Source organism: Pseudomonas graminis, from assembly GCF_004364335.1.
Classification (GTDB): domain Bacteria; phylum Pseudomonadota; class Gammaproteobacteria; order Pseudomonadales; family Pseudomonadaceae; genus Aquipseudomonas; species Aquipseudomonas graminis_D.
Window position 1 is genome coordinate 16,202 of record NZ_SOCR01000017.1, and the last position, 24,745, is coordinate 40,946.

The following is a 24,745-nucleotide window of genomic DNA, read 5'->3' on the forward strand; positions in this document are numbered from 1 at the left end:
ATCTCCTTTATCAGTTCAACCGTGTCCGACAGAAGGGCTTCAAGGTCATGCGCTCATCGAAAGTGATTCATGTGGTCAGTTGTCACGCCGAGGGTGAGGTGGGCGATGTGATTGTTGGCGGGGTTGCGCCGCCGCCGGGGGACACGATCTGGGAGCAGTCGCGCTGGATCGAGAAGGACAACGTGCTGCGCAATTTCATGCTCAACGAGCCCCGCGGCGGGGTGTTCCGCCACGTCAATCTGCTGGTGCCGCCCAAGCACCCGAAAGCGCAGATGGGCTGGATCATCATGGAACCGGCCGACGTGCCGCCGATGTCCGGCTCCAATTCCCTGTGCGTGGCGACAGTGCTGCTGGACAGCGGAATACTGCCGATGACCGAGCCGGAAACCCGGCTGATTCTGGAGGCGCCGGGCGGTTTGATCGAGGCGATCGCCCAGTGCCGTGACGGCAAGGTGACGAGCGTCGAGGTGCACAACCACCCGTCTTTCGCCGATCAATTGGACGTGTGGATTGAGGTGCCGGGGCTGGGTTCGGTTCAGGTCGACACTGCCTATGGCGGCGACAGTTTTGCCATCGTCGATTCGGTGAAGCTGGGCTTTTCCCTGACCGCCGATGAAGCGAAGGACCTGGTTGAAACCGGCCTGAAAATCACTAAAGCCGCCAACGAGCAACTGGGGTTTAGCCATCCGTTGAACAAGGACTGGAATCACATTTCCTTCTGCCAGATCGCCGCGCCGGTGAATTTCGACGGCGGCGTGGCCAATGCGGCAAACGCGGTGGTGATTCGACCGGGCAAGATCGACCGCTCGCCCTGCGGCACCGGGTGTTCGGCGCGGCTGGCGGTGTTGCATGCGAAGGGCCAATTGAAGGTGGGCGACCGGTTTATCGGGCGTTCGATCATCGGTTCGGAGTTTCACTGCAAGATTCAGAGCGAAACCGAGGTAGCCGGGCGTAAGGCAATCATCCCGAGCCTGTCCGGGCGGGCGTGGATCACCGGGACCCACCAGCACATGCTCGACCCGAGCGACCCGTGGCCAGAGGGGTACAAGTTGAGTGATACCTGGCCGGTGGGGTTGAAGTTGTGATGGAAACACCTGAGTCGTCGGGTTTACACAAACCCGTGTAGGAGCGCGCTTGCCCGCGAATGGGGTATGTCTGCAATGGATGTGGTGACTGATACCACGCATTCGCGGGCAAGCGCGCTCCTACAGAGGATCGGGGGCGGCCTGCAGTACTGGTCAAACGCAGCAATCGTCGGGCGTGATTCGCCCGAAATTAACCGTATACGAAATACCTTTACTCAATCAGGAGTCAATCATGAGCCAGTCCGTATCCTGGAGCGGGGTCTTCCCTGCCGTTACCACGCAATTCAACGACGATTTCTCCCTCAATCTGGAGGCGACCCATAAGGTCATTTCCAACCTGGTTCGCGATGGCGTGTCGGGGCTGGTGATCTGCGGGACCGTGGGGGAAAACACCTCGTTGAGCGTCGCTGAAAAGATCAGCCTGGTGGAAACCGCCAAAGACGCTTCCGCCGGGCGCGTGCCGGTGATTTCCGGCATCGCCGAGTTCACCAGCGCCAACGCCAGCGCGGTTGCCAAAGAAGTGCAGAAAGCCGGGGCCGACGGGATCATGCTGATGCCGGCGCTGGTGTACTCGGCCAAGCCCTTCGAGACCGCCACGCACTTTCGCACCGTGGCCGCCGCCACCGACCTGCCGATGATGGTTTACAACAACCCGCCGATCTACAAGAACGACGTGACGCCGGACATCCTCATTTCCCTGGCGGACTGCGAGGCCATCGTGTGTTTCAAGGATTCATCGGGCAACACCAACCGCTTCATCGACGTGCGCAACGAAGTCGGCGATCGCTTCGTGCTGTTTGCCGGGCTTGATGATGTGTTGGTCGAAAGCGTGGCGGTGGGCGCGGTGGGCTGGGTGTCGGGGATGTCCAACGCCTTTCCCAAAGAGGGCGAGACCTTGTTCCGTCTGGCCAAGGCCGGGCGTTTTGCCGAGGCGATGGCGCTGTACGAGTGGTTCATGCCGCTGCTGCACCTGGATGCGCGCCCGGACCTGGTGCAGTGCATCAAGCTGTGCGAAGCGATCATGGAACGCGGCAGCGCCCTCACCCGCCCACCGCGCCTGGCGCTGCCGGACAGTGATCGGGAATATGTCGAGAAGTTGATGAAGACAGCGTTGGCGAACAAGCCGGTGTTGCCGGATGTGGGGTTGTAAAAACGCCTGCCTATCGATGTGCTGTCCGATAACGACGCGAATCCTTTGTAGGAGCGCGCTTGCCCGCGAAAGCATTTTGTCTGAGACATTTGTGTGTCTGACCCACCGCAATCGTCCGGATGCGGCCCAGACCAAGCGCGCTCCTACAGTCTGGAAGAGTTCAAACCGGCTTTTACACATTCACCACATTCACAAACCGCGACGCAGCGGTTTCGTCGATGCGCAAATTGGTGAAGTCGAACAGGTTGCGGTCCGCCAGTTGCGAGGGCTGGACGTTCTGCAGGCTGCGGAAAATCATGTCGGAGCGGCCCGGGGTTTTACGGTCCCAATCCTGCAGCATGTCCTTGACCACCTGACGCTGCAGGTTTTCCTGGGAGCCGCACAGGTTGCACGGGATGATCGGGAATTGCTTGAAGTCCGAATAGGCCTGAATGTCCTTCTCCGCGCAGTACGCCAGCGGACGGATCACCACGTTGCGGCCATCGTCGGCGCGCAGCTTGGGCGGCATGGCCTTGATGCTGCCCTGGAAAAACATGTTCAGGAAGAACGTCTCGACGATATCGTCACGGTGGTGACCGAGGGCCATCTTGGTCGCGCCGATTTCATCCGCAAACGTATACAACGTGCCGCGACGCAGGCGCGAACACAGCGAGCAGGTGGTCCGGCCCTCCGGGATCAATTCCTTGACCACCGAGTAGGTGTCCTTCTCGACGATGTGATACTCGACGCCCAATTGCTCCAGATACGCCGGCAGGACGTGCTCGGGGAAACCCGGCTGTTTCTGGTCCATGTTCACCGCGACGATGTCGAACCGGATCGGCGCGACTTTCTGCAAATGCAGCAGCACGTCCAGCAGCGTGTAACTGTCTTTGCCGCCGGACAGGCAGACCATCACCTTGTCGCCCTCTTCAATCATGTTGTAGTCGGCCACTGCTTCGCCCGCGAGTCGACGCAGACGCTTCTGCAGTTTGTTCTGATTGACTGAAAGGGTGCCCATGGCGCTGGTATCCGCTCGCTGTGGTGGGAAGAGACGTGGGAAAGGGTCGGCATTTTACGCAAAAAGTCCCGGATGGGTAATGCATGGCCATCCCACCGACTGTAGGGCCGCGCTTGGTCTGGGCCACATCCGGAAGATTGTGGTGTGTCAGAACCTGACCCAGTGACTGAAACGACGCCTTCGCGGGCAAGCGCGCTCCTACAGTTTATGAGGCCCTTGCCTGAGCGCTCATGACCAACCGCTATTAGCAGGGTGCTTGAACATCGCAATCGCTCTAACGCATCCGGTTTACGGGTGCTCAGCTTTCTATACTGACCTGAGAGGTCGCAGCCATTTCCCCTGATCGATTGTGACCTTGTCCTGACAGCATCTGCAGTCGGGCGCTTCGTCGCAAGCGGCGGCACACTTTACGGGAGTAACAGACATGATCCATCACGTCTTGGGGCTGTTCACCCACCCCGATCAGGAATGGCAGCAGATACGTGGCGAAGATGAAGAAAGCATCGGCCCTATGTACCTCACCCATACGCTGATCCTCGCGGCGATCCCGGCGGTGTCGGCTTACATCGGCACGACCCAGGTGGGCTGGCAGATCGGCGACCAAGCGCCGGTCATGCTGACCAGCGGCAGCGCGCTGTGGATGGCGTTGATGTCGTACGTCGCCATGCTCGCGGGGGTGGGCGTCATGGGCGGTTTCATCCACTGGATGGCGCGCACCTACGACGCCACGCCCCGCCTGGCGCGCTGCGTGGCGTTTGCCACCTACACGGCGACGCCGCTGTTCCTCGGCGGGCTGGCCGCGCTGTACCCGCACATGTGGCTGGGGATGATGGTCGGGTTGGCGGCGGTCTGCTATACGGTCTACTTGCTGTACGTCGGTTTGCCGGTGTTCATGGACGTACACCCGGACGAAGGCTTCATGTTCTCAAGCTCGGTGCTCGCGGTCGGGCTGGTGGTGTTGGTCGCGATCATGGCGTTCACGGTGGTGCTGTGGGGCGTCGGGCTCGGGCCGGAGTATACGAACTAGAGCGTGACCATTCGGCGCCTGGGGTTTTGGCGGCACAGAAGCTTTGCGGCATACTCGCCTCCTCTGGAGACCGATGAAGCATGCTCGAACCACTCAACACCCGCGTCGAATCCTGCTACCAGCAAGCCGAAGATTTCTTCAAACGCCCTTTCAAGCGCCCGGTCGTGAGCGTCAAGCTGCGCGGCCAGAAGGCTGGCGTGGCACATCTTCACGAGAACATGCTGCGCTTCAATCCGCAGCTGTACCTCGAAAACAGCGAAGACTTTCTGCGCCAGACCGTCCCTCACGAAGTGGCGCACCTGGTCGCTCATCAACTGTTCGGCGACACCATCCAGCCCCACGGCGAGGAATGGCAACTGATCATGCGCGGCGTCTACGAGCTGCCGCCGAACCGCTGCCACACCTATGAAATCCAGCGCCGCAGCGTGACCCGTTACATCTACCGCTGCCCGTGCCCGCAAAGCGATTTCCCGTTCACCCCCCAGCGCCACAAGCTGGTGCGCAAGGGCCGCCGCTATCTGTGCAAGCGCTGCCGGGAGATCCTGGTGTTCAGCGGCGAGACGCGGGTGGAGTGATGGCCCGCCTCAACCAAACACCCCCGCCTCCCCCATCGACTCAATCTCCTGCGCGCTGAACCCCGCTTCGGCCAGCACCTCGGCGGAATGCGCGCCGACGGCCACGCCGATGTGCCGGGGCGCGGGCAGTCCCTCTGAAAACTTCACCGGGCAGGCCATCTGCACTTGAGCGCTGGCATCGCCCCGGGGGACGTGCGCCAGCATCTCTCGCGACTGAAGGTGCGGGTGCTGCGTCGCTTCGGAGAAACTCAGCACCGGCTCGACACAGGCGTCGATCCCGGCGAACAGCGCTTCCAGCTCATCAGAACTGCGGCGCTCGAATTCGATTTCCAGCTCACGCTTGAGCGCGGCCTGTTCGTCGGGCACAAATGACAGCCCAAGTCTCGCCAGCTCCGGTCGCCCCAGCGCGGCACACATCCCGTGGAGAAACGCCAGTTCCAGGCCTCCCACCGAAAACCATCGCCCATCGCGGCTGCGGTAATAATCGTAGAAGCTGCCGCCGTTGAGCATCTGCGCCTCCCGCTCGGGCTCGATGCCGGCCGCCAGATAACCCGCGCCGCTCAGGGCATTCAGGCTGAACGCGCAATCGGTCATGCTGACGTCGACGTACTGGCCCTGCCCGGTCTGATGGCGGGCGACCACCGCCGCGAGCAGGCCGATCACCCCATGCAGCGAACCGCCGGCCACATCCGCGACCTGCACGCCCAGGGGCAACGGTCCGCTGTCCCTGCGCCCGGTGTGGCTGGCCAGCCCGGCCACGGCCATGTAGTTGATGTCGTGGCCGGCGCGATCGCGATACGGCCCGGTCTGGCCGTAACCGGTGATGGCGACGTAGATCAGCCGCGGATTGATCGCCTTCAACGCCTCATAGCCAATCCCCAGCCGGTCCATCACGCCGGGCCGGAACTGCTCCAGGACGATGTCGTAATCCGCCACCAGTCGCTTGACCACCTCGATGGCCTGAGCCTGTTTGAGGTCCAGCGCGAGGCTGCGCTTGTTGCGGTTGAGGTAGGCGTGACTGGCCGAAACGCCATGGTCATGGGGCGGCAATGCCCGCAGCAGGTTCGGACGGGTCGGGGACTCGATGCGTAACACCTCGGCGCCCATGTCCGCCAGCAACAGCGAGGCAAACGGCCCGGGCAGCAACGTCGAGAAATCGAGGACTTTGAGCGATGACAGCGGACCGTGCATGGGCGTTCTCTAATGGCCAGCGGGTGGTTCAGAGTAGGTGCGCGCACGGCGAGGGGCAATAAGCAGGATGAATCGACGTACCCACTGTAGGAGCCGGCTTGCTGGCGAATGCAGTGTGTCAGCCAGCATCCGGGGATCTGACCCACCGCGTTCGCCAGCAAGCCGGCTCCCACAAAGAATCGCATCGCGTTAACCCATAAAAAAAAGCCTGTCCGAAGACAGGCTTTTTCAACAACCTTTTACCGCTAGTGCACCTTACGAACGGACAACAGGGGTTGGCGCAGTTTCAGCCACACCCAGGTCGTCGGTCGGAGCGGTGTTGTCGATGGCACGACCGCCGGAGGCCAGCTCGGCCTGCATCTGCGGAACGTCCAGCTCGCCAACCCACTTGGCGACAACCAGGGTGGCCACGGCATTACCGCACAGGTTGGTCAGGGCGCGGGCTTCGGACATGAAGCGGTCGATGCCGAGGATCAGCGCCAGACCGGCCACCGGCAGCGTGCCGACAGCAGACAACGTCGCGGCCAGCACGATGAAGCCCGAACCGGTCACGCCTGCCGCACCTTTGGACGACAGCAGCAGCACCAGCAGCAGGGTGACCTGATGGGTGATGTCCATGTGGGTGTTGGTGGCCTGGGCGATGAACACCGCGGCCATGGTCAGGTAGATCGAGGTACCGTCGAGGTTGAACGAGTAACCAGTCGGGATCACCAGACCTACGACGGATTTCTTCGCGCCCAGACGCTCCATCTTGATCAGCATGCGTGGCAGCGCCGACTCGGACGACGACGTACCCAGCACGATCAGCAGTTCTTCGCGGATGTACTTGATCAGCTTGAGGATGCTGAAGCCGTGAGCTTTCGCGATGGAGCCCAGCACCAACAGCACGAACAGCAGGCAGGTGATGTAGAAGCACAGCATCAGCTGACCCAGTTGGACCAGCGAGCTGACGCCGTAAGCACCGATGGTGAACGCCATGGCACCCAGCGCGCCCAGCGGGGCGAGCTTCATGATCATGTTGATGATGTTGAACATGATGTGAGCGAAGCGATCGATGAAGTCCAGGATCGGCTTGCCGTAGTCGCCCAGACGATGCAGGGCGAAACCGAAGATCACCGAGAACATCAGCACTTGCAGGATGTCGCCGTTGGCGAACGCGCCGACGATGGTGTTCGGGATCACGTTGAGGATGAAGCCGACGATGCTCTGGTCTTTACCGGCGGTCACGTAGGCCGCGACCTTGGAAGCGTCGAGGGTGGACACGTCGATGTTCATGCCGGCGCCCGGCTGGACGACGTTGACCACGATCAGGCCGATGATCAGCGAGATGGTCGAGACGATTTCGAAGTAGAGCAGCGCGTAGCCACCGGTCTTGCCCACGGATTTCATGCTCTGCATGCCAGCGATGCCGCTGACGACGGTGCAGAAGATGATCGGTGCAATGACCATTTTGATCAGTTTGATGAACCCGTCACCCAGCGGTTTGAGCGTTACGGCAGTTTCGGGGTACCAGTGACCGAGCGCGATACCGATGATGATCGCGACAATCACCTGGGCGTACAGGGATTTATAGATGGGCTGACGAGTCGTCATTGCAGTTTCCTCAAGAGCATCGGTCTGCAGCATTCCTGTTGCAGAGACGCCTAAAGTGCGAACCCTCCTGCTCGGAGGGATTTGTTTTTGTCGAGCTGCGCGCGGCAGACCTCTGCCCAGTGCATCGCAAGCACCGTGCCATAGTTGTTAGATCCTGTGACAGGCCCGGATTCCGTGAACCGCGTGGTTAACAGTAGACCTATTGGCAGGAAGGCAGTGGCGGTTTTCCGCCGTTTGTCGGCAAATCACTCGCCACACTGGCGGGTATCCGCCTCGAAAGGCGAGCGAACAGCTTGAGGTTAGAGGGCGAACTGAATGCGGAAGGCCGCGCCGCCCAGTTCCGAATCGCCCAGGGTCAGCTGCGCGCCGTAGCTTTCGATGATGTCCTTGACGACCGCCAGACCGATGCCCTGCCCCGGGTTTTGCGTGTCCAGCCGCTCGCCGCGCTCGAGAATCCGTGCACGCTGGCTTTCAGGAACGCCGGGGCCGTCGTCTTCGATGCACAACTCGTCGCCCATCATCGAAGACCGCCAGCTCACGCGCACTTCGCCAAGACACAGGCGATAGGCGTTTTCCAGCAGGTTGCCGAGCATTTCCAGCAAGGCGCCCTCTTCCATCTGCACCTGGCCGTTGTCCGGCAGGTCGAGCACGACGTTGACGCGCTTGTCGCGGTAGACCTTTTCCAGCGTGTTGCAGAGGCTTTGCACCACGGGCCTCAAGGCCACGTGATAGCGCACCAGCCCGCTTTTGCGCAGGCTGGCGCGCTGCAATTGATAGCTGATCTGCTGGCTCATGCGCTCGATCTGCGATTGCAGAATCCGCGCCTGCTCCAGGTCTTCCGGCCGCTTGGCAATCTGCTCGCTGACGCCCTGCAACACGGCGAGCGGGGTTTTCAGGCTGTGGGCGAGATCGTCGAGGGAGTCGCGGTAACGAATGCGTTGCTCACGTTCGCTGCGCAGCAGGCGGTTGAGGGAATCGGTCAGGCGCAGCAGTTCGCTGGGGTGTTCTTCGCTGAGGCTTTCCCGCGAGCCGGCCTCGACCTGATCGAGTTCCTGACTCATGCCCCGCAGCGCACGCAGGCCCCAGGTCAGTCCGCCCCACAGCAGAATCAGCAGGACCAGCAACGCGCCGCCGAAACCCAGGTAGAGTTTCTGGCGCAGGCTGGAGATGGTTTCCTGGTATTCGCGCACCGGTTGCAGGGCGACGATGCTGAAGGCGGCATTGCGCCCGCCGAGGAGTTTGATTTCGACGTCGTAGACGAAAAACTCTTCGCCGTTGGGTTGGCGGATCTTGGCGAATTCGTTGCCGCGGCCGTCGTATCGGGGCTGGTAGTCGATGGCTTCGTCTTCGGTGGCCCGGGAGCGCCACACCAGCTTGCCGGCGCGGTTATAGATGTAGCCGAGCAAACGGCTGTCGGGCAGGGCGAACTGTTCGCCGGGTAGTAACGACGGCATCAACAGGTGGTCGTCTTCGACCCGGGCGGCAGAAATCAGCGTGGTGACGTCCGACGCCAGACGTTTTTCGATGGAGCTTTCCAGCGCCAGGCTGAAGGCACTTTGCAGCGCCGGCAGCATGAGGAGCATGAAGATGACCGCCAGGGTCGCGGCGCCCAGCATCAGACGCAGGCGCAGCGAACGAATCATGTACAGCGCTCGGTGAACAGGTAGCCCAGGCCACGCACGGTGTCGATCGGTTTAAAGCCGGCGGGCCCTTCGAGCTTGCGCCGTAGCCGGCCGACCAGCACTTCGATCACGTTCGGATCGCGCTCGTCGTCATCGGGGTACAGCTGTTCCATCAGGCGTTCCTTGGGCACCACTTGCTGGTGATGCCGCATGAGGTATTCGAGAATCCGGTATTCGTAGGCGGTCAGCGCCAGCGGCTGTTCGTCCAGGGACGCCTGCTTGCGGTTGAGGTCCAGGCTCAGCGGGCCGGCGACGATGGTCGAGTGGGTGAAACCGCTGGAGCGGCGCAGCAGGGCGTTGAGGCGCGCTTCGAGCTCCTCGAACTGGAACGGCTTGACCACGTAGTCGTCGGCGCCGGCAGCCAGGCCTTCGACTTTGTCCTGCCAATTGCCGCGCGCGGTCAGGATGAGGATCGGGAACGCCTTGTTCTGCACGCGCAGTTGGCGGATCAAGTCGAGACCGCCCACACCTGGCAGGCCCAGGTCGATGACCGCCAGATCGTGGTTGAACTGCCCCGCCTGGTACAACGCTTCCTCGGCGTTGCCCACCGCTTCGACGACGTGACCGCTTTCGGTCAGGCGGGTCTGCAGGTGGTGACGCAGCAGGGCTTCATCTTCGACAACCAGCAATTTCATGACGCTCTCCCAGGCAAAGGCAACCCTCTTTTTTCAAGAGTCTCAACGACGCTGCCGAGCGCGTGCAGTGTGACGAGCCCGGCAGCGATTGTGCAATCCAGACACCGCGAAAAACAGGCTGGCGGCTTATAAAACGTGGTGGACGGGTAGATAGGTGTGCGGGCTCTCGCTCAGGCTCAGCGAGGGCGACTGCTGCACGGTGCGGACCGGTGAGCGGGTTTCGAACAGTCTAGTCGTACTCGGCAAGGACATCTGCGCGGTATCAGCGGCCGCAAGAGTGCCCGTTTGCACGCTCACACCGTTGACACGGGCGGTGAGATTTCCGTAGCCGGCGGCGTAAGGATCACCCACAGGCTGCTGGCTGAAGGTCTGGCTCCAGCTGCCGACCTGAGTGCTGCTGGCAATGCTGCGGCGCAGGCCGTTGAGGCGGTCGGCGCGTTCGGTGTTCTTGCCGAAATCGGTGCGGGACAGGTCCGCGTTGCCATCAGCCGCTTGCGCCGCCGCGCTGCTACCAAGAAACGCCAGCGCCAGAAAGAGCTTGTTGAACGTCAGCATGAGCAGGTCCTCCGGCGCCAGGCGCCTTGTTGGGTACGGTTTGGAGCATACGCAGCCAGCGCTGAACCCCTCCTGAACATGTACCGACCCACCGCATTCGCCAGCAAGCCGGCTCCCACAGGTTTTGCGCATGACGCTGAAATCCCGGCCAACACCGATCCACTGTAGGAGCGCGCTTGCCCCCGAAGGCGGTCTGCCTGTGCCATCGATTTCGCCTGATACACCGCGTTCGCCAGCAAGCCGGCTCCCACAGGTTTTGCGCATGACGCTGAAATCCCGGCCAACGCCGATCCATTGTAGGAGCGCGCTTGCCCGCGAATGCAATCTGCCTGTGCCATCAATGTCGCCTGACCCACCGCATTCGCCAGCAAGCCGGCTCCCACAGGTTTTGCGCATGACGCTGAAATCCCGGCCAACGCCGATCCATTGTAGGAACGCGCTTGCCCGCGAAGGCGGTCTGCCTGTGCCATCGATTTCGCCTGATACACCGCGTTCGCCAGAAAGCCGGCTCACACAGGTTTTGCGCATGACGCCGAAATCCCGGCCAACGCCTATCCACTGTAGGAGCGCGCTTGCCCGCGAATGCAATCTGCCTGTGCCATCGATTTCGCCTGATACACCGCGTTCGCCAGCAAGCTGGCTCCCACAGGTTTTGCGCATGACGCCGAAATCCCGGCCAACGCCTATCCACTGTAGGAGCGCGCTTGCCCGTGAAGGCGGTCTGCCTGTGCCATCGATTTCGACTGACCCGCCGCATTCGCCAGCAAGCCGGCTCCCACAAGTTCTGTGCATGACGCCGAAATCCCGGCCAACGCCGATCCACTTTAGGAGCGCGCTTGCCCGCGAATGCAATCTGACTGTGCCATCAATGTCGCCTGATACACCGCGTTCGCCAGCAAGCCGGCTCCCACAGGTTCTGCCCAGCCGTTGGATTTTGCGTTCGCCACCCATTTATTTGCCCGCGCCCGCGATTTCCTGATCCGACGCCGATCCACTGTAGGAGTGAGCTTGCTCGCGAAGGCGGTGTGTCTGCCACATGGATCTCGCCTGATATACCGCGTTCGCGGGCAAGCGCGCTCCTACAGGTTGTGCGCTGGTCGTGGATTTGCGTTCGCCACAAACCGGTGTTCCGGGTCCTTGGCTTTTGCGTTCGACGGCAAACCGGTTTTGCGCACGATGCTGCGGTTCCGGCAGAATGCCGGGCATGACTCGATCCCCGACACTCCCCGACTGTTGCCCTGCCCTGACCGCTCACTGGCCGCTGCCCCACGGGCTCGCGGATGTGGTGTTGGTGAGCAGTCGGTTCGATCCGCAAAAACTCATCGACGGCGATTTTCAGCGCTGTCTCATCGAGCCGCCCGCCTCCATTCAGCGTTCGGTGGCCAAGCGGCAGACGGAGTTTCTCGCCGGTCGTTTGTGCGCGCGGGAAGCGATACGTCAGTTGGACGGCCGCTCCCACGTCCCCCTGATCGGCGAGGACCGCGCCCCGATCTGGCCTGCGGACGTCACCGGCTCGATCACCCACAGCACCGGCTGGGCCGCCGCGATCGTTGCGCGCAAAACGGACTGGCGCGGGTTGGGCCTGGACGTCGAGCAACTGATGAGCAACGAGCGCGCCGTGCGTCTGGCCGGGGAGATTCTGACGCCGGCAGAAATGCAGCGCCTTAACGCCGGGCCCGAGCATGAAGCAGCCAAAGCCGTCACCCTGACCTTTTCCCTGAAAGAAAGCCTGTTCAAGGCGCTCTACCCCATCGTGCTCAAGCGCTTCTATTTCGAAGACGCCGAACTGCTGGAATGGTCAGACGACGGCAACGCGCGGCTGCGGCTGAACATCGATCTGTCGGAGGAATGGCACAACGGCAAGGAGCTGGAAGCACAGTTCAGCGTGAAGGACGGGCAGCTGTTGAGTCTGGTGGCGATTCGGGGCTGACGGCCATACCCAACGGACAATGCTCACACCGCCCCACCCATTCCACGCGATAACTCAAGCAGCACGTGCGCCTCTGCCGGACCATTCGCACGTCCCCTTCTATATAGCTGACGGCGTTGAATAGGGGATTGCGCCGCCCATCCGGCCTCAGCCTTTCACGCAACAAGCCATACCCCGCAGCAACGGAAACCTCGCTTGCCGCGGACAGCTGCCGCAAGCAGGTTTCCAGATAATCCCCGGCGTTGCCCCACAGCACGGCCGCCGGCACATCGCCGTAGGCACTCAAGCGTTCGATGACTTGCTGAAGATTCTCCAGCAACGGCGCAAAAAGCTCGAACGGATCGTCCGAAACCGGCACCTGCATGACGGCCCCCTCAAACCGTACCCTGTCCAGAAACCCCCGTTCATGCAGGGCGAAGCTCAGGCGGTCCAGCCCCAGCGGCCACCCCAGGCCATGGGCCACACTTGCCACCACCACCGGCGGAATCAGCTGCATCGCGTAATACTTCATCCATTGCGAGACCAGCACCGGCAATTGGTCCTTCACCAGTTCCGGCCCATACACCCTCAGCAGCAAGCGATGCAGAACCTCATCCCGCAACAGCTCGGTCAGCGGCAGCACAGGCCGCGTTTGATCGACCACCATCGTGCGGGCAAACCCGGCCAGGGCACCTTCGAACATCAGGCCTCCCCTTGCTGGCGGGGCCAGGCCAGGCTGAAACACGCGCCGCCGAGGGTTTGGCTGCGCCCGATCAACGCGCGGCCGCCGTGCCAGTGAATGATACGGCGCACAATCGACAACCCCAAACCGTGGCCGCCCGACGCCCGGGTGCGGCTGTCGTCCAGGCGCATGAACGGTGTGAAGACCCGCTCCCAGGCACTTTCCGGTACGCCGGGGCCGTCATCTTCAACGTCGATGCGACAGCGCTCCTCACTCAGTTGATAGCCAATGTTTACCTGCGACTCGGCGTGGCGCATGGCGTTGCTCACCAGGTTCTGCAGCGCGCGATGCAAGTAACGCGGTTCCGCCTCCACCCACTGCGCTTCCCCTGATCCGACGCGGTTGAGCGCATCCACACACTCCCCGCGCCTGACGCTGATATTCGGCCGCAGCGGCGCCAGTTCGGCAATCACCTGCTCAATCAAGGCGTCGAGGTCGATGCGCTGGAAGTTCAGGTCCGGCGCGCCCTGCTCCAGGCGCGCGTAGGTGAGCATCTCGTCGACCAGCTTGTCGAGGTCCTGAATATCGCTGTCCATGCCGACCATGTATTTATGCCGCGCTTCCGGGGTCGTCGCGTCGTTGACCATTTCCAGCCCGAAACGCAGCCGCGCCACCGGCGTGCGAAGTTCATGGGAGACCGCGCGGACCAGTTCGCGCTGGATCATCAACGAGCGCTGCAGGTGCTCGGCCATGCCGTTGAATGCCGACGCCAGCCGCCCGACCGAGTCCGCGCCCGCCGCGGGCACGCGGGTTTCCAGGCTGCCCTGGGCGATCTGCGTGGCCGCCGCTTCCAGACCGCGCAAGCGATGCTCAAGCCGACGCACCAGCAGGTAAACCACCAGACCGATCAGGCACAGACCGAGAAACGCGATCAGGATCAGCAACTCCGGCGGATAGGCATTCATCTGGAACAGCGGACCGATCTCCAGCACCCACGGGGTTTCGCCGACGCCAGACAGCACGCGGATCGAATCGCCGCCTTTGCCCAGCGCCATCACCGTGTCGCCCTCGTCGATGCGCCGACGCTGGTCGTCATCCACGTCGAGCTTCTCCAGCCGGATAAGTTGCATGTCGAAGCCGAACCCCTTGCTCTGGCGCAAGACTTCAAGCCGCGCCGGCTGTTCATCGACCGGCAGACGCACCAGTTCATCGAGCAACAGAAAGATCGTCGCGCGGGCCAGTTGCTCGCTGATCTGCCGCACCTCGCCGGTCAGCAGCAAGCCGCCGGACGGATTGCCCGACATCGCCGGCTCGACCTCGCGAAATACCCGCGCGGCATGGGGTCCGGTCTGTTCTACCACCACCTGCCCGCGACTCAACCGACTGCGCGCGCTCCCGTCCAGATGCGCGTGCTCGGCGGTTTCCAGTGTCAGCGGAATGCCCAGCAGGCGCTCCCACACGGCGAGGGCGCGGGTGCGTTCAATGTCATTCATACCGCGCAGATTGTCGGCCATCAGCGTGAAGGTGCCGTGGGCCAACTGCTCGCGGTACTGATCGGCGCGCACGGCGTTGACCAGATGCAGGGTCAGCACGCCGAGCAACGCCACCAGCACCAGAACGCCGAGCATGCCGCCATAGATGCGCAGGAAGATGGAATTCATCGGTCAGCCGTCGCGCTTGAGGGAGGGCAGTTGCGCGGCGGCGTGGGGGACGAACAGGTAACCCTTGTTGCGCACGGTCTTGATCAGGCGCGGGTGATCGGGGTCGTCACCGATGCGCGGGCGGATCTTCGAGATGCGCACGTCGATGGAGCGGTCCTGGCCGTCGTAGCCGACACCGCGCAGGGCCGTGAAGATTTCTTCGCGAGAGAGAATGCGCCCGGCGTTGGCGACCAGCAGCCACAACAGGTCGAATTCGGCGCTGGTCAGCTCGACGCTCTGGTCGTTGAGCCAGGCTTCGCGCAGGGTGTTGTCCACCACCAGCGCGCCGAATTCCAGACGATGCTGTTCCTGGATAGGGCTTTCGACGGTTTCGCTGCGCCTTAACAACGCATGGATGCGCGCGAGCAGCACCCGGGGATGCACCGGTTTGCCGACGTAATCGTCGGCGCCCATGTCGAGGCCCTGGATCTGGTCGCTGTCGTCGGTGCGCGCGGTGAGCATCAGGATCGGGCCGTCGTAGTGGCTGCGCACCTTGCGACAGATGCTCAGGCCGTCTTCGCCGGGCAGCATGAGGTCGAGGATCACCAGATCCGGTTGCTCGTCGATGATGCGCCGGGCCGCCCGCGCGCCGTCCCCTTCCAGGCTCACGCGAAGGCCGTTGTTTTCGAGGTAGTCGCGGGTGAGCTCGGCCAGCCGCTGGTCATCCTCGACGATCAGCACCTGCCAGGGTTGGGGCTGCACGGTGAGGCTCCTTGTTTTTTCTTATTAATAGCCGGTTTCAGATCCGCGCCTTTCGAAGGTGCCGGCAGCGCTTCCCCGCGATGCGCCCGATCATGGGCAAATCGGACGGCAGACACAACGCATTCGCCAGCAAGCCGGCTCCTACAGACCTGCGTGCGCCGACGTTTTTGCTTTCGACGCAAACCGATTTTGCGCATGAACGCGATGATTTGATTCGACGCAAATCCACTGTAGGAGCGCGCTTGCCCGCGAAGGCGATCTGCCTGCTCCATCCATTTCGCCTGACGCACCGCATTCGCCAGCAAGCCGGCTCCTACAGATTTTGCGTACGCCGACGCTTTTGCGTTCACCTCAAGCCGATTTTGCGCACGACCTCGATTTTTGATTCGGGGCAAATCCACGCCGGGATCGCCCTTGCCAGATACGTTTTTTGTGATAGCGTTCGCGCCCGCAAAAAGCCGGGCAATGGTTTTTCACCGGCGTTTTCAATGGTGAAAAAACAGTGACCAGCGGCCCATGCCAGACGCCATGCGGCCTACACGGGATTTACCTGTTTCACACACAAATTACACACAGCTTTATCCACAGGTCATGCGTTGCAATTAGTGTCACAAACGCATTATCTTGTAGCCCTTCGACGGTGGAGCCCCTACATGTAGGGTTTTCGCCTAAATCTCAAACACAAGTCAGGGCGCAATTTCAAGGTTTTTTTCGCGCCCATTGCCTGTGTATGAAGGGCTGAATAACCCCCGAATCTACCGCTCTACCCCGCCAGCGCGAATGGCAGACCACCCAGCCTTGGGATCTGCGCGCAGCGGCACACGTGTTGCAACATCACACGCGCATTCTGCAACAGTTTTTCGGGTGACGGGCTCAAGTCCGGCACCCTTTTCGACTTCAACGCCAGGGAGGGTAAATCCACCTTCCCATTCGTCTTGAAGTCATGGCCTGACGTTTGTCAGTCCACTGCCGCAAGACGAAACGGTGGGCGTGCATTTTGCGCCCAAACAAACTTAGAGAACGTGGAGACACCCATGCAAACCGACACAACTCGCGAGAATCCGCAGGCCACCGCGCCGCAGACAGGTGCGACCCAGCAGGACCTGTCCGCCACCGCGCCGGGTCAGCTGCGTGTGATCAAGCGTAACGGCACTGTCGTTGCGTACACCGATGACAAGATCACCGTCGCCATCACCAAGGCCTTTCTCGCAGTTGAAGGCGGCACCGCTGCCGCTTCGTCGCGTATCCACGACACCGTTGCGCGCCTGACCGAACAGGTCTCCGCGACCTTCAAGCGCCGCATGCCGTCGGGCGGCACCATCCACATCGAAGAAATCCAGGATCAGGTCGAACTGGCGCTGATGCGCGCCGGCGAGCAGAAAGTTGCCCGCGACTACGTGATCTACCGCAACGAGCGCTCCAAGGAGCGTGCCGGTCGCACCGCCGGCGAAACCCCAGTGCAGGCGCACCCGTCGATTCGCATCACCGCCAAAGACGGCAGCCTCGCGCCGCTGGACATGGGCCGCCTGAACACCATCGTCACCGAAGCGTGCGAAGGCCTGGCCGAGGTCGATGCCGACCTGATCCAGACCGAAACCCTGAAAAACCTGTACGACGGCGTTGCACTGACCGACGTCAACACCGCCCTGGTGATGACCGCGCGCACCTTGGTCGAGCGTGAGCCGAACTACTCGTTCGTCACCGCGCGCCTGCTGATGGACACCCTGCGTGCCGAAGGCCTGGGTTTCCTCGGTGTCGCCGAAAGCGCCACCCACCACGAAATGGTCGACCTGTACGCCAAGGCGCTGCCGGCTTACGTCGAGAAAGGCATCCAGTTCGAACTGCTGAACCCTGTGCTGGCCGAATTCGACCTGGAAAAACTGGGCAAGGCGATCAACCACGAGCGCGATCAGCAGTTCACCTACCTGGGCCTGCAAACCCTGTACGACCGTTACTTCATTCATAAAGACGGTATCCGTTTCGAACTGCCGCAGATCTTCTTCATGCGCGTGGCCATGGGCCTGGCGATCGAAGAGAAAGCCCGCGAAGACCGCGCCATCGAGTTCTACAACCTGTTGTCGTCCTTCGACTACATGGCCTCGACCCCGACACTGTTCAACGCCGGCACCCTGCGTCCACAGCTGTCGAGCTGCTACCTGACCACCGTTCCGGATGACCTGTCGGGCATTTACCACGCCATCCACGACAACGCCATGCTGTCCAAATTCGCAGGCGGTCTGGGCAACGACTGGACCCCGGTTCGCGCGCTGGGCTCTTACATCAAGGGCACCAACGGCAAATCCCAGGGCGTCGTGCCGTTCCTGAAAGTCGTGAACGACACCGCAGTAGCAGTCAACCAGGGCGGCAAGCGCAAAGGCGCTGTCTGTGCGTACCTGGAAACCTGGCACATGGACATCGAAGAGTTCATCGAGCTGCGCAAGAACACCGGTGATGATCGTCGTCGTACCCACGACATGAACACCGCCAACTGGATCCCTGACCTGTTCATGAAGCGTGTCTTCGACGACGGCAAGTGGACCCTGTTCTCGCCGTCCGAAGTGCCTGATCTGCACGACCTGACCGGTAAAGCCTTCGAAGAGCGCTACGAGTACTACGAAGCGCTGACCGAGTACCCGGGCAAGGTCAAGCTGTTCAAGACCATTCAGGCCAAAGACCTGTGGCGCAAAATGCTGTCCATGCTGTTCGAAACCGGCCACCCATGGCTGACCTTCAAGGACCCGTGCAACCTGCGTTCGCCGCAGCAGCACGTCGGCGTGGTTCACAGCTCGAACCTGTGCACCGAGATCACCCTGAACACCAACAAGGACGAGATCGCGGTCTGCAACCTGGGCTCGATCAACCTGCCGAACCACATCGTCGACGGCAAGCTGGACACCGACAAGCTCAAGCGCACCATCGACGTGGCCGTGCGCATGCTCGATAACGTGATCGACATCAACTACTACTCGGTGCCGCAAGCGAAGAACTCCAACTTCCGTCACCGTCCGGTCGGTCTGGGCATCATGGGCTTCCAGGACGCGCTGTACCTGCAGCACATTCCTTACGGTTCCGATGCTGCCGTGGAATTTGCCGACCGCTCGATGGAAGCCGTCAGCTACTACGCGATCCAGGCGTCCTGCGATCTGGCGGACGAGCGCGGTGCCTACGAGACGTTCCAGGGTTCGCTGTGGTCCAAGGGCATCCTGCCGCTGGATTCGCAACAGATCCTGATCGAACAGCGTGGCCAGAAGTACATCGACGTCGACCTCAACGAAAGCCTGGACTGGGCGCCTGTGCGTGCTCGCGTTCAGAAAGGCATTCGTAACTCGAACATCATGGCCATCGCACCGACCGCGACCATCGCCAACATCACCGGCGTGTCGCAGTCGATCGAACCGACTTATCAGAACCTGTACGTGAAATCGAACCTCTCGGGCGAATTCACCGTGATCAACCCGTACCTGGTTCGCGACCTGAAAGCCCGCGACCTGTGGGACTCGGTCATGATCAACGACCTGAAGTACTACGACGGTTCGGTACAGCAGATCGAGCGCATCCCGCAGGAGTTGAAAGACCTCTACGCGACCGCGTTTGAAGTGGACACCAAGTGGATCGTTGACGCGGCCAGCCGTCGTCAGAAGTGGATCGACCAGGCGCAGTCGCTGAACCTGTACATCGCCGGCGCATCGGGCAAGAAGCTGGACGTGACCTACCGCATGGCCTGGTACCGTGGTCTGAAAACCACTTACTACCTCCGTGCCCTGGCCGCGACCAGCACCGAGAAGTCGACCATCAACACCGGCAAGCTGAACGCCGTTTCCAGCGGTGGCCACGGCCCGGACGACTCGGCGATCACCGCCCCGCGTCCAGCCGAAGCGGCACCGGCCGGTCCAGCGCCAGTGCCTAAAGCCTGCGCGATCGACGAGCCGGACTGCGAAGCCTGCCAGTAAAACCCGCTGGCAAGCGCACCTCTCTGTAGGAGCGCGCTTGCCCGCGAACAGCTCGCTCTAATTGTAGGAGTGAGCTTGCTCGCGAAGCGGTTCAAGCAACACCGCGAACCGGGAGCCCAAACGCTCCCGGCCCTCGCTGACCCTCCCCGGTTTCAGCTACACTCCCCTCTTGCCAAGCCAGGAGAACGCCCCATGCCAGCTGCCTCGCTAGAGTCCAAAAAAGCCTACTGCGCCAAAACGCGCCGCTCCAACTACGCCGCCAGCCTCCGTCTGGAAGGTTTCGAGAGCTCGCCCGCCGACTCCGAACGCCGCCTGCCCTCCCGGGAAGAGCTGCTCAACAGCTACCGCAAAAAACAGGCCTGATGGTCGACAAATACGGCGTCGGACAAGACCCTTACTGTCCGCCTGGCAGCACCGTGCTGCGCAACCGCCTCAACCTCACCGACGCAAAAACCCTGGCGCAAGCCGAGCGCGACCTGTCCGAAGTCGCCGCTGAGTCCATCGATTTCTCCCCTCCTCCCTACGATTTTCCCTATCTGCAAGCCATCCATCGCCAGCTGTTCGCTGATCTCTACGACTGGGCGGGCGAACTGCGCACCGTCGACATCTCCAAAGACCAGACCCACTTCTGCGTGACCCACCGCATCGAGCCCGAGGCCAATAAGCTGTTCAAGGTATTGGCCGACGCGAACTGGTTTCAGGAGCTGGATCGCGGGCGCTTGATTGCGGCGAGTGCCGAGCTGTTTGGGGATTTGAACGTGATTCATCCGTTTCGCGAAGGGAACGGGCGTGCGCAGCGGATTCTGTTTGAACACATCATTGTGAATGCAGGGTTTGAGATCAGTTGGTGGCCGGTGGAGGCGGAGGAATGGATACGGGCGAATGTGGATGCGGTGGGGTGTGATTATGAGGGGATGGTGCGGGTGTTTGAGCGGTGTGTTGGAGGGGCGATTGGAGTGGACTTCAAGCCCCATGAATAAAGCCTGCCGCTCCTTCGTTTCGATACGCAGCCGGAATACCTCAGATAGACGCTGCTCGAACCGACAGATGGCAAGCTCACGCTATTGGGGTGATGGGCCACGGCTCCCGTGACTCTCAAGGCTCATGGCTGTTTCCATGATGTTGATTTGAGTCAAGCACAACGGCGCATCTGCAAAATCTCAGTTTCGCAAACACCATATCGTGTGTATTCTTACGCCTGCCACCACAACATAGGCGATTCGCAATCAGTGAATCGTTGGTAGGTCAAGAAGAATTCAGCTCGTGTTCGTGATCTCGAATGACGACTGGAAATGACGGATAGAAGGCCTTCAGCGGAGACGTACGGAGCAAATTTCCGTATACTCGCGCCCCCCAATCAAGGACAACGCTATGACCACCTGCGCAGCCAAAGCCGACCAATCTTCAATGGTCACCACGTGCCTGCCGTGTCAGCGTTTTGCTCCGCTCCCGGGTGACGGCCCTCGCGCCTGACTGCCTTCACCGGAACCCCGAACACACTAGTTTCAAGAGAGCCCTCTCCCGACCGCTGTATGGCGTGACTCGTGTCACAACAGCAGCACACCGATTACTCAAATCCACAGGCCGTGTAAAACCGGTCCTCTAGCAGGAGCCTCCTCACTATGCTGAGCTGGGACGAATTCGACAAGACAGACGAAGCTGAACCCGCCAAAGGCGCCAACGCCGGCCACGCTTCGGAAGCTGCGATGGACAAACTCGACAGCGCCGGTGGTGCTGCTGCGCTTGAAGCCCGCGCCGTTAGCGCCAACGACTCCGACGCCATTGCCCGCGCCAAAGCCGCGCTGGACAAACTGGACGTCGCTGAAGGTCTTGCCGAACTCGAAGGCTCCGCCGCCCGCGTCGCGGTCGACGAAAAACGCATGATCAACTGCCGCGCCGACCTCAACCAGCTCGTACCTTTCAAGTACGACTGGGCCTGGCAGAAGTATCTGGACGGCTGCGCCAACCACTGGATGCCGCAAGAGGTCAACATGACCACGGACATCGCCCTCTGGAAAGACCCGGAAGGCCTGACCGACGACGAGCGCCGCATCGTCCTGCGCAACCTGGGCTTCTTCTCCACCGCCGACTCCCTGGTTGCCAACAACCTCGTGCTGGCCGTGTATCGCCTCATCACCAACCCTGAATGCCGCCAGTACATCCTGCGCCAGGCCTTCGAGGAAGCGATCCACACCCACGCCTACCAGTACTGCATCGAATCGCTGGGCATGGATGAAGGCGAGATCTTCAACATGTACCACGAGATCCCGTCAGTCGCCAAAAAGGCAGCCTGGGGCCTCAAATACACCCGCTCGATCTCCGATCCGAAGTTCGAAACCGGCACCGTCGAAACCGACAAAGAACTGCTGCGCAACCTGATCGCCTACTACTGCGTCCTGGAAGGCATCTTCTTCTACTGCGGCTTCACCCAGATCCTGTCCATGGGTCGCCGCAACAAAATGACCGGCGTGGCAGAACAGTTCCAGTACATCCTGCGTGACGAGTCCATGCACCTGAACTTCGGCATCGACGTGATCAACCAGATCAAAATCGAAAACCCACACCTGTGGGACGCCGAAATGAAGGAAGAAGCGACCCAGATGATCCTGCAAGGGACCCAACTGGAAATCGAATACGCCCGCGACACCATGCCTCGCGGCGTGCTCGGCATGAACGCCGCGATGATGGAGGACTACCTCAAGTTCATCGCGAACCGTCGTTTGAGCCAGATTGGGTTGAAGGAAGAGTATCCAGGGACGACCAACCCGTTCCCATGGATGAGCGAGATCATGGACTTGAAGAAAGAGAAGAATTTCTTTGAGACGCGGGTTATTGAGTATCAGACCGGTGGGGCGTTGAGCTGGGATTGATTTGATTCAGACTCAGTAAGCTGCACACGAAGGGGCTGCCAGAAATGGTGGCCCTTTTTTATTGCGCTGCGGACTGCCGAGCAGACACCTTGATCGTTCCCACGCTCCGCGTGGGAATACAGCCCTAGACGCTCCGCGTCCACCACGCCGGAGCAAACTAAACAAGCTGAAGCACCCCGCAACACCAAGGCGGTTCTACCTACCATCCACATAAACTAGCCTCCAACGCTCCGCCCCCATTTCAGATTAAAGGACGAATCCATGGGCCGAAGCCGCTACACGATTACGGAAATCGACAAACCCCACTTCCTGACCTGCACCATCGTTGAATGGCTACCGCTCTTCACCCGCCCGGCCTTGGTCGATATCGTGCTTAACACGTGGCGCTTTCAACAGGCGAATCAAGGTCTACAGCTCTATGGGTATGTCGTTTTAGAAAATCACCTTCACTATCTCGCTCAGTCTCCAGACCTTGCAAAATCCGTGGCAAGCTTCAAGTCCTAAACGGCGCGAAACATCATTGACCACCTCCAACTCGCGCATGCTGAAAGCACCCTCCAACGTCTTCGATTCGCTAAGCGCGCGCACAAGGTCGACCGCGTCTATCAGGTCTGGCAGGAAGGCGTGCACACGGAGATGGTCTACAGCGAGAGTGTCATGCAGCAGAAGCTCGACTACATACACCAGAACCCTGTGAAGCGAGGGTATGTGGACTTCGGGGAGCAATGGCGATATTCGAGTGCGCGGGATTATCACGGTAAGTCGGGGCTGATCGAGGTGCAGCGCTGGTACTAAGGACGCAGAGCGTCCTGGGCTGCATTCCCACGCAGAGCATGGGAACGATCATGTACTCCAGGGAATTCTTAATGACGTAAACCAGTTGTAACAAGACCTTCGTTGCCGCACCATCCCTTTCCTACAAGAGGCATGGAAAAGGACTACGCTGTGGCAAGAAAAAAACCGGCTACGGTCTCCGTCGGCGCCTATGCCTCGGAGCTACTCCAAGAGGGCCATGTCTACACACGAAATGACTTGCGAGACCTCTTCTCCATCACCGCCTCTAGTATCAACAACGGGATCTTCAAACCTTCAGCGTTCGATTCAGTCTGGCTTTTCGTCACCGAGCACAAAACAGCAGACCGTACTCAATACGATGATCTTCTTACTGGCGAAATACTGCACATGGAAGGGCAGACGCAGGGAGGCACCGACCATCTTTTGGAAGAGCACGTCGAACGAGGGCTAGAACTACTCCTTTTTTATCGCAAGAATAAATTCGAGCACCCTGGTGCCGGCTTCACTTATAAAGGCAAATTTCTTTACCAAAGCCATTCAGGGTCACTCCCTACGAGCTTCACACTCACTCAAGCGAGCAGCCCAACGCTGACCAGCCCTTTCATCGAAGCGAAATTACAAACGGCAGGCGAATTCGACCCTGAAAATATCATCGATGCCCGTGAGAAAGTGCTTGCATCCATAGTTCGTCGCAAAGGACAGAGCAAATTTCGATCAACGTTGCTCAGAGCTTACAACCACAGGTGCGCAGTGACGGGGTGCGAGATAGAGGCCTTGCTGGAAGCTGCTCATATCGTCCCTTATCAGGGAGCTGACACGAACGTCGTCAGCAATGGCCTGCTACTTCGCGCTGACATTCACACCCTATTTGATCTTGGTTTGTGTTGGATTGATCCCAGCAGGCTGGTCATCAAACTAGCCGAAGGTTTAGAGGGCAGCGAGTACGAGGCATTGCGAGATCAGCCGATCCGTCTTCCCGACGACGTATTCGACCGACCTAGCGCTGAGGCGCTAAGGTCGCATTTCAACGCTCTAGAATCGTATTGAGCATATCCAGCTCAAGCTGCACTAACTAGCAAATCAACCCTTCACCCGCTGCCGATACTCCTGAACCATGCCCTTTGTTACATCTTCTTTGAAGCACAAGGGCGAATACCCTCCCGCACGGTTATATGCGCTGCGTTTGCCACAGCGGCTGCCGTTGCTAGCCGAGTTGTAAGGGCATGCACAATTTTTGGGATAGGACGAGATGGAGTCCTCAATGAGTATCTGCGCTATCGCGTCGTCGGTGAGTCGGATTTCTTTGGCGGAGACGGTGAAAGCGGAGAGCAGCGTGAGGGCTACAATGAAGCTGAGTCCTACATTTCTCATGGCCATTCCTTAGCTGTACGGACGAAAATTCCGTGCTGACTTGTACCATGCCATCATTGAGCCATCACAATGAGTTTTCTCTATGGATTTTCTGACTTTTCCGTAAACCGTTTACGGTAAGTTTCATGGACGACTTGCTTCATTCCGGTAGCATTCGCGCAGGTTGCATTTACGAAAACTAGTTGACGGTGTGGACGCCGCCAATTTCGGCGGTTGGCGGAAACCCCAAATCCCTATTGCAACGGCCAAACCCGCCGATAGGTTGATATCCGCCTC

21 protein-coding genes and 1 pseudogene are annotated in these 24,745 nt (G+C 60.5%); 12 read left to right on the forward strand and 10 right to left on the reverse strand.

Translation table 11 applies throughout. The annotated features are described in order from the left end of the window. The first annotated feature begins 47 nt into the window (after positions 1 to 47). Positions 48 to 1,085 (forward strand): trans-3-hydroxy-L-proline dehydratase, encoded by a 1,038-nt coding sequence (locus EC919_RS25135; RefSeq protein ID WP_133777003.1) that lies wholly within the window; start codon positions 48 to 50, stop codon positions 1,083 to 1,085. A 232-nt stretch (positions 1,086 to 1,317) separates the two neighbouring features. Then, positions 1,318 to 2,235 (forward strand): dihydrodipicolinate synthase family protein, encoded by a 918-nt coding sequence (locus EC919_RS25140; protein ID WP_133777004.1) that lies wholly within the window; start codon positions 1,318 to 1,320, stop codon positions 2,233 to 2,235. 172 nt (positions 2,236 to 2,407) lie between these two features. Here the strand turns inward: EC919_RS25140 and ttcA are convergent, their stop codons facing one another. After that, positions 2,408 to 3,232: a tRNA 2-thiocytidine(32) synthetase TtcA gene (gene ttcA, locus EC919_RS25145; RefSeq protein WP_133777005.1), complete on the reverse strand. Its 825-nt coding sequence runs from the start codon at positions 3,230 to 3,232 to the stop codon at positions 2,408 to 2,410. Positions 3,233 to 3,656: 424 nt separating this feature from the next. On the opposite strand from ttcA, the gene EC919_RS25150 reads away from it, so the two are divergent. Further along, positions 3,657 to 4,259: a Yip1 family protein gene (locus tag EC919_RS25150; protein WP_133777006.1), complete on the forward strand. Its 603-nt coding sequence runs from the start codon at positions 3,657 to 3,659 to the stop codon at positions 4,257 to 4,259. Between the two features lie 80 nt (positions 4,260 to 4,339). Further along, positions 4,340 to 4,834 carry a SprT family zinc-dependent metalloprotease gene (locus tag EC919_RS25155; protein ID WP_133777007.1) on the forward strand — a complete coding sequence of 165 codons (495 nt, stop codon included), beginning with the start codon at positions 4,340 to 4,342 and terminating at the stop codon, positions 4,832 to 4,834. Positions 4,835 to 4,843: 9 nt separating this feature from the next. Here the strand turns inward: EC919_RS25155 and EC919_RS25160 are convergent, their stop codons facing one another. The 5 genes from EC919_RS25160 to EC919_RS25180 all read right to left on the reverse strand — a co-directional run bounded on the left by EC919_RS25160 (position 4,844) and on the right by EC919_RS25180 (position 10,490). Beyond that, positions 4,844 to 6,025 (reverse strand): CaiB/BaiF CoA transferase family protein, encoded by a 1,182-nt coding sequence (locus EC919_RS25160; RefSeq protein WP_133777008.1) that lies wholly within the window; start codon positions 6,023 to 6,025, stop codon positions 4,844 to 4,846. A gap of 255 nt (positions 6,026 to 6,280) precedes the next feature. Further along, positions 6,281 to 7,618 (reverse strand): dicarboxylate/amino acid:cation symporter, encoded by a 1,338-nt coding sequence (locus EC919_RS25165; RefSeq protein WP_133777009.1) that lies wholly within the window; start codon positions 7,616 to 7,618, stop codon positions 6,281 to 6,283. Between the two features lie 299 nt (positions 7,619 to 7,917). Further along, entirely contained in the window at positions 7,918 to 9,261 is a 1,344-nt protein-coding gene (locus EC919_RS25170) for an ATP-binding protein (RefSeq protein ID WP_133777010.1), read from the reverse strand. Beyond that, positions 9,258 to 9,935, reverse strand: a complete 678-nt coding sequence (locus EC919_RS25175) for a response regulator transcription factor (protein WP_133777011.1) — start codon at positions 9,933 to 9,935, stop codon at positions 9,258 to 9,260. Before EC919_RS25175 ends, EC919_RS25170 begins: the two co-directional genes overlap by 4 nt. A gap of 126 nt (positions 9,936 to 10,061) precedes the next feature. After that, entirely contained in the window at positions 10,062 to 10,490 is a 429-nt protein-coding gene (locus tag EC919_RS25180) for a hypothetical protein (protein ID WP_133777012.1), read from the reverse strand. 1,204 nt (positions 10,491 to 11,694) lie between these two features. Between EC919_RS25180 and EC919_RS25185 the strand changes: the two genes are divergently transcribed. Further along, a complete protein-coding gene (locus tag EC919_RS25185; protein WP_208295014.1) occupies positions 11,695 to 12,420 on the forward strand; it encodes a 4'-phosphopantetheinyl transferase family protein in 726 nt (241 codons plus the stop codon). On the opposite strand, the gene fhuF is transcribed toward EC919_RS25185, so the two are convergent. Genes fhuF through EC919_RS25200 form a run of 3 tightly spaced genes read right to left on the reverse strand, consistent with a single transcriptional unit; the run spans position 12,371 to position 15,483 of the window. Further along, the gene (gene fhuF / locus EC919_RS25190; RefSeq protein WP_432213851.1) at positions 12,371 to 13,144 is read right to left on the reverse strand and encodes a siderophore-iron reductase FhuF; all 774 of its coding nucleotides are present in this window, start codon (positions 13,142 to 13,144) and stop codon (positions 12,371 to 12,373) included. The genes EC919_RS25185 and fhuF overlap by 50 nt on opposite strands. Beyond that, positions 13,102 to 14,742, reverse strand: a complete 1,641-nt coding sequence (locus EC919_RS25195; RefSeq protein WP_133777015.1) for an ATP-binding protein — start codon at positions 14,740 to 14,742, stop codon at positions 13,102 to 13,104. The genes fhuF and EC919_RS25195 overlap by 43 nt, the downstream gene beginning before the upstream one ends. A 3-nt stretch (positions 14,743 to 14,745) precedes the next feature. Next, the gene (locus tag EC919_RS25200; RefSeq protein WP_133777016.1) at positions 14,746 to 15,483 is read right to left on the reverse strand and encodes a response regulator; all 738 of its coding nucleotides are present in this window, start codon (positions 15,481 to 15,483) and stop codon (positions 14,746 to 14,748) included. Between the two features lie 11 nt (positions 15,484 to 15,494). On the opposite strand from EC919_RS25200, the gene EC919_RS25205 reads away from it, so the two are divergent. The 7 genes and pseudogenes from EC919_RS25205 (at position 15,495) to EC919_RS25235 (ending at position 24,145) form a co-directional block, all read left to right on the forward strand. Continuing rightward, on the forward strand, positions 15,495 to 15,989 hold the full coding sequence (locus EC919_RS25205) for a hypothetical protein (RefSeq protein ID WP_133777017.1): 495 nt from the start codon (positions 15,495 to 15,497) through the stop codon (positions 15,987 to 15,989). A 528-nt stretch (positions 15,990 to 16,517) separates the two neighbouring features. Further along, positions 16,518 to 19,433 (forward strand): ribonucleoside-diphosphate reductase subunit alpha, encoded by a 2,916-nt coding sequence (locus EC919_RS25210; protein WP_122622261.1) that lies wholly within the window; start codon positions 16,518 to 16,520, stop codon positions 19,431 to 19,433. A 192-nt stretch (positions 19,434 to 19,625) separates the two neighbouring features. After that, positions 19,626 to 19,796, forward strand: a complete 171-nt coding sequence (locus EC919_RS25215; RefSeq protein WP_108120523.1) for a YhfG family protein — start codon at positions 19,626 to 19,628, stop codon at positions 19,794 to 19,796. Further along, positions 19,796 to 20,413, forward strand: a complete 618-nt coding sequence (locus EC919_RS25220; protein WP_133777018.1) for a putative adenosine monophosphate-protein transferase Fic — start codon at positions 19,796 to 19,798, stop codon at positions 20,411 to 20,413. The genes EC919_RS25215 and EC919_RS25220 overlap by 1 nt, the downstream gene beginning before the upstream one ends. 642 nt (positions 20,414 to 21,055) lie before the next feature. After that, a complete protein-coding gene (locus EC919_RS25225) occupies positions 21,056 to 22,303 on the forward strand; it encodes a ribonucleotide-diphosphate reductase subunit beta (protein ID WP_133777019.1) in 1,248 nt (415 codons plus the stop codon). Between the two features lie 261 nt (positions 22,304 to 22,564). Further along, positions 22,565 to 23,098: pseudogene (locus EC919_RS25230) on the forward strand (REP-associated tyrosine transposase). A gap of 132 nt (positions 23,099 to 23,230) precedes the next feature. Then, positions 23,231 to 24,145 carry an HNH endonuclease gene (locus EC919_RS25235; protein ID WP_243842340.1) on the forward strand — a complete coding sequence of 305 codons (915 nt, stop codon included), beginning with the start codon at positions 23,231 to 23,233 and terminating at the stop codon, positions 24,143 to 24,145. A gap of 33 nt (positions 24,146 to 24,178) precedes the next feature. Here the strand turns inward: EC919_RS25235 and EC919_RS25240 are convergent, their stop codons facing one another. Beyond that, positions 24,179 to 24,469 (reverse strand): hypothetical protein, encoded by a 291-nt coding sequence (locus EC919_RS25240; RefSeq protein ID WP_133777020.1) that lies wholly within the window; start codon positions 24,467 to 24,469, stop codon positions 24,179 to 24,181. Between the last annotated feature and the right edge of the window lie 276 nt (positions 24,470 to 24,745).

Excerpts from the sequence above, each read along its gene's own strand:
- EC919_RS25215 (WP_108120523.1), top strand. The coding sequence starts at position 19,626 with ATGCCAGCTGCCTCGCTAGAGTCCAAAAAAGCCTACTGCGCCAAAACG.
- EC919_RS25210 (WP_122622261.1), top strand. The coding sequence starts at position 16,518 with ATGCAAACCGACACAACTCGCGAGAATCCGCAGGCCACCGCGCCGCAG.
- EC919_RS25165 (WP_133777009.1), bottom strand. The coding sequence starts at position 7,618 with ATGACGACTCGTCAGCCCATCTATAAATCCCTGTACGCCCAGGTGATT.
- EC919_RS25180 (WP_133777012.1), bottom strand. The coding sequence starts at position 10,490 with ATGCTGACGTTCAACAAGCTCTTTCTGGCGCTGGCGTTTCTTGGTAGC.
- EC919_RS25235 (WP_243842340.1), top strand. The coding sequence starts at position 23,231 with ATGGAAAAGGACTACGCTGTGGCAAGAAAAAAACCGGCTACGGTCTCC.
- EC919_RS25135 (WP_133777003.1), top strand. The coding sequence starts at position 48 with ATGCGCTCATCGAAAGTGATTCATGTGGTCAGTTGTCACGCCGAGGGT.
- EC919_RS25150 (WP_133777006.1), top strand. The coding sequence starts at position 3,657 with ATGATCCATCACGTCTTGGGGCTGTTCACCCACCCCGATCAGGAATGG.
- EC919_RS25170 (WP_133777010.1), bottom strand. The coding sequence starts at position 9,261 with ATGATTCGTTCGCTGCGCCTGCGTCTGATGCTGGGCGCCGCGACCCTG.
- EC919_RS25160 (WP_133777008.1), bottom strand. The coding sequence starts at position 6,025 with ATGCACGGTCCGCTGTCATCGCTCAAAGTCCTCGATTTCTCGACGTTG.
- EC919_RS25155 (WP_133777007.1), top strand. The coding sequence starts at position 4,340 with ATGCTCGAACCACTCAACACCCGCGTCGAATCCTGCTACCAGCAAGCC.
- EC919_RS25240 (WP_133777020.1), bottom strand. The coding sequence starts at position 24,469 with ATGAGAAATGTAGGACTCAGCTTCATTGTAGCCCTCACGCTGCTCTCC.
- EC919_RS25175 (WP_133777011.1), bottom strand. The coding sequence starts at position 9,935 with ATGAAATTGCTGGTTGTCGAAGATGAAGCCCTGCTGCGTCACCACCTG.
- EC919_RS25220 (WP_133777018.1), top strand. The coding sequence starts at position 19,796 with ATGGTCGACAAATACGGCGTCGGACAAGACCCTTACTGTCCGCCTGGC.
- EC919_RS25195 (WP_133777015.1), bottom strand. The coding sequence starts at position 14,742 with ATGAATTCCATCTTCCTGCGCATCTATGGCGGCATGCTCGGCGTTCTG.
- EC919_RS25140 (WP_133777004.1), top strand. The coding sequence starts at position 1,318 with ATGAGCCAGTCCGTATCCTGGAGCGGGGTCTTCCCTGCCGTTACCACG.
- EC919_RS25185 (WP_208295014.1), top strand. The coding sequence starts at position 11,695 with ATGACTCGATCCCCGACACTCCCCGACTGTTGCCCTGCCCTGACCGCT.
- EC919_RS25225 (WP_133777019.1), top strand. The coding sequence starts at position 21,056 with ATGCTGAGCTGGGACGAATTCGACAAGACAGACGAAGCTGAACCCGCC.
- ttcA (WP_133777005.1), bottom strand. The coding sequence starts at position 3,232 with ATGGGCACCCTTTCAGTCAATCAGAACAAACTGCAGAAGCGTCTGCGT.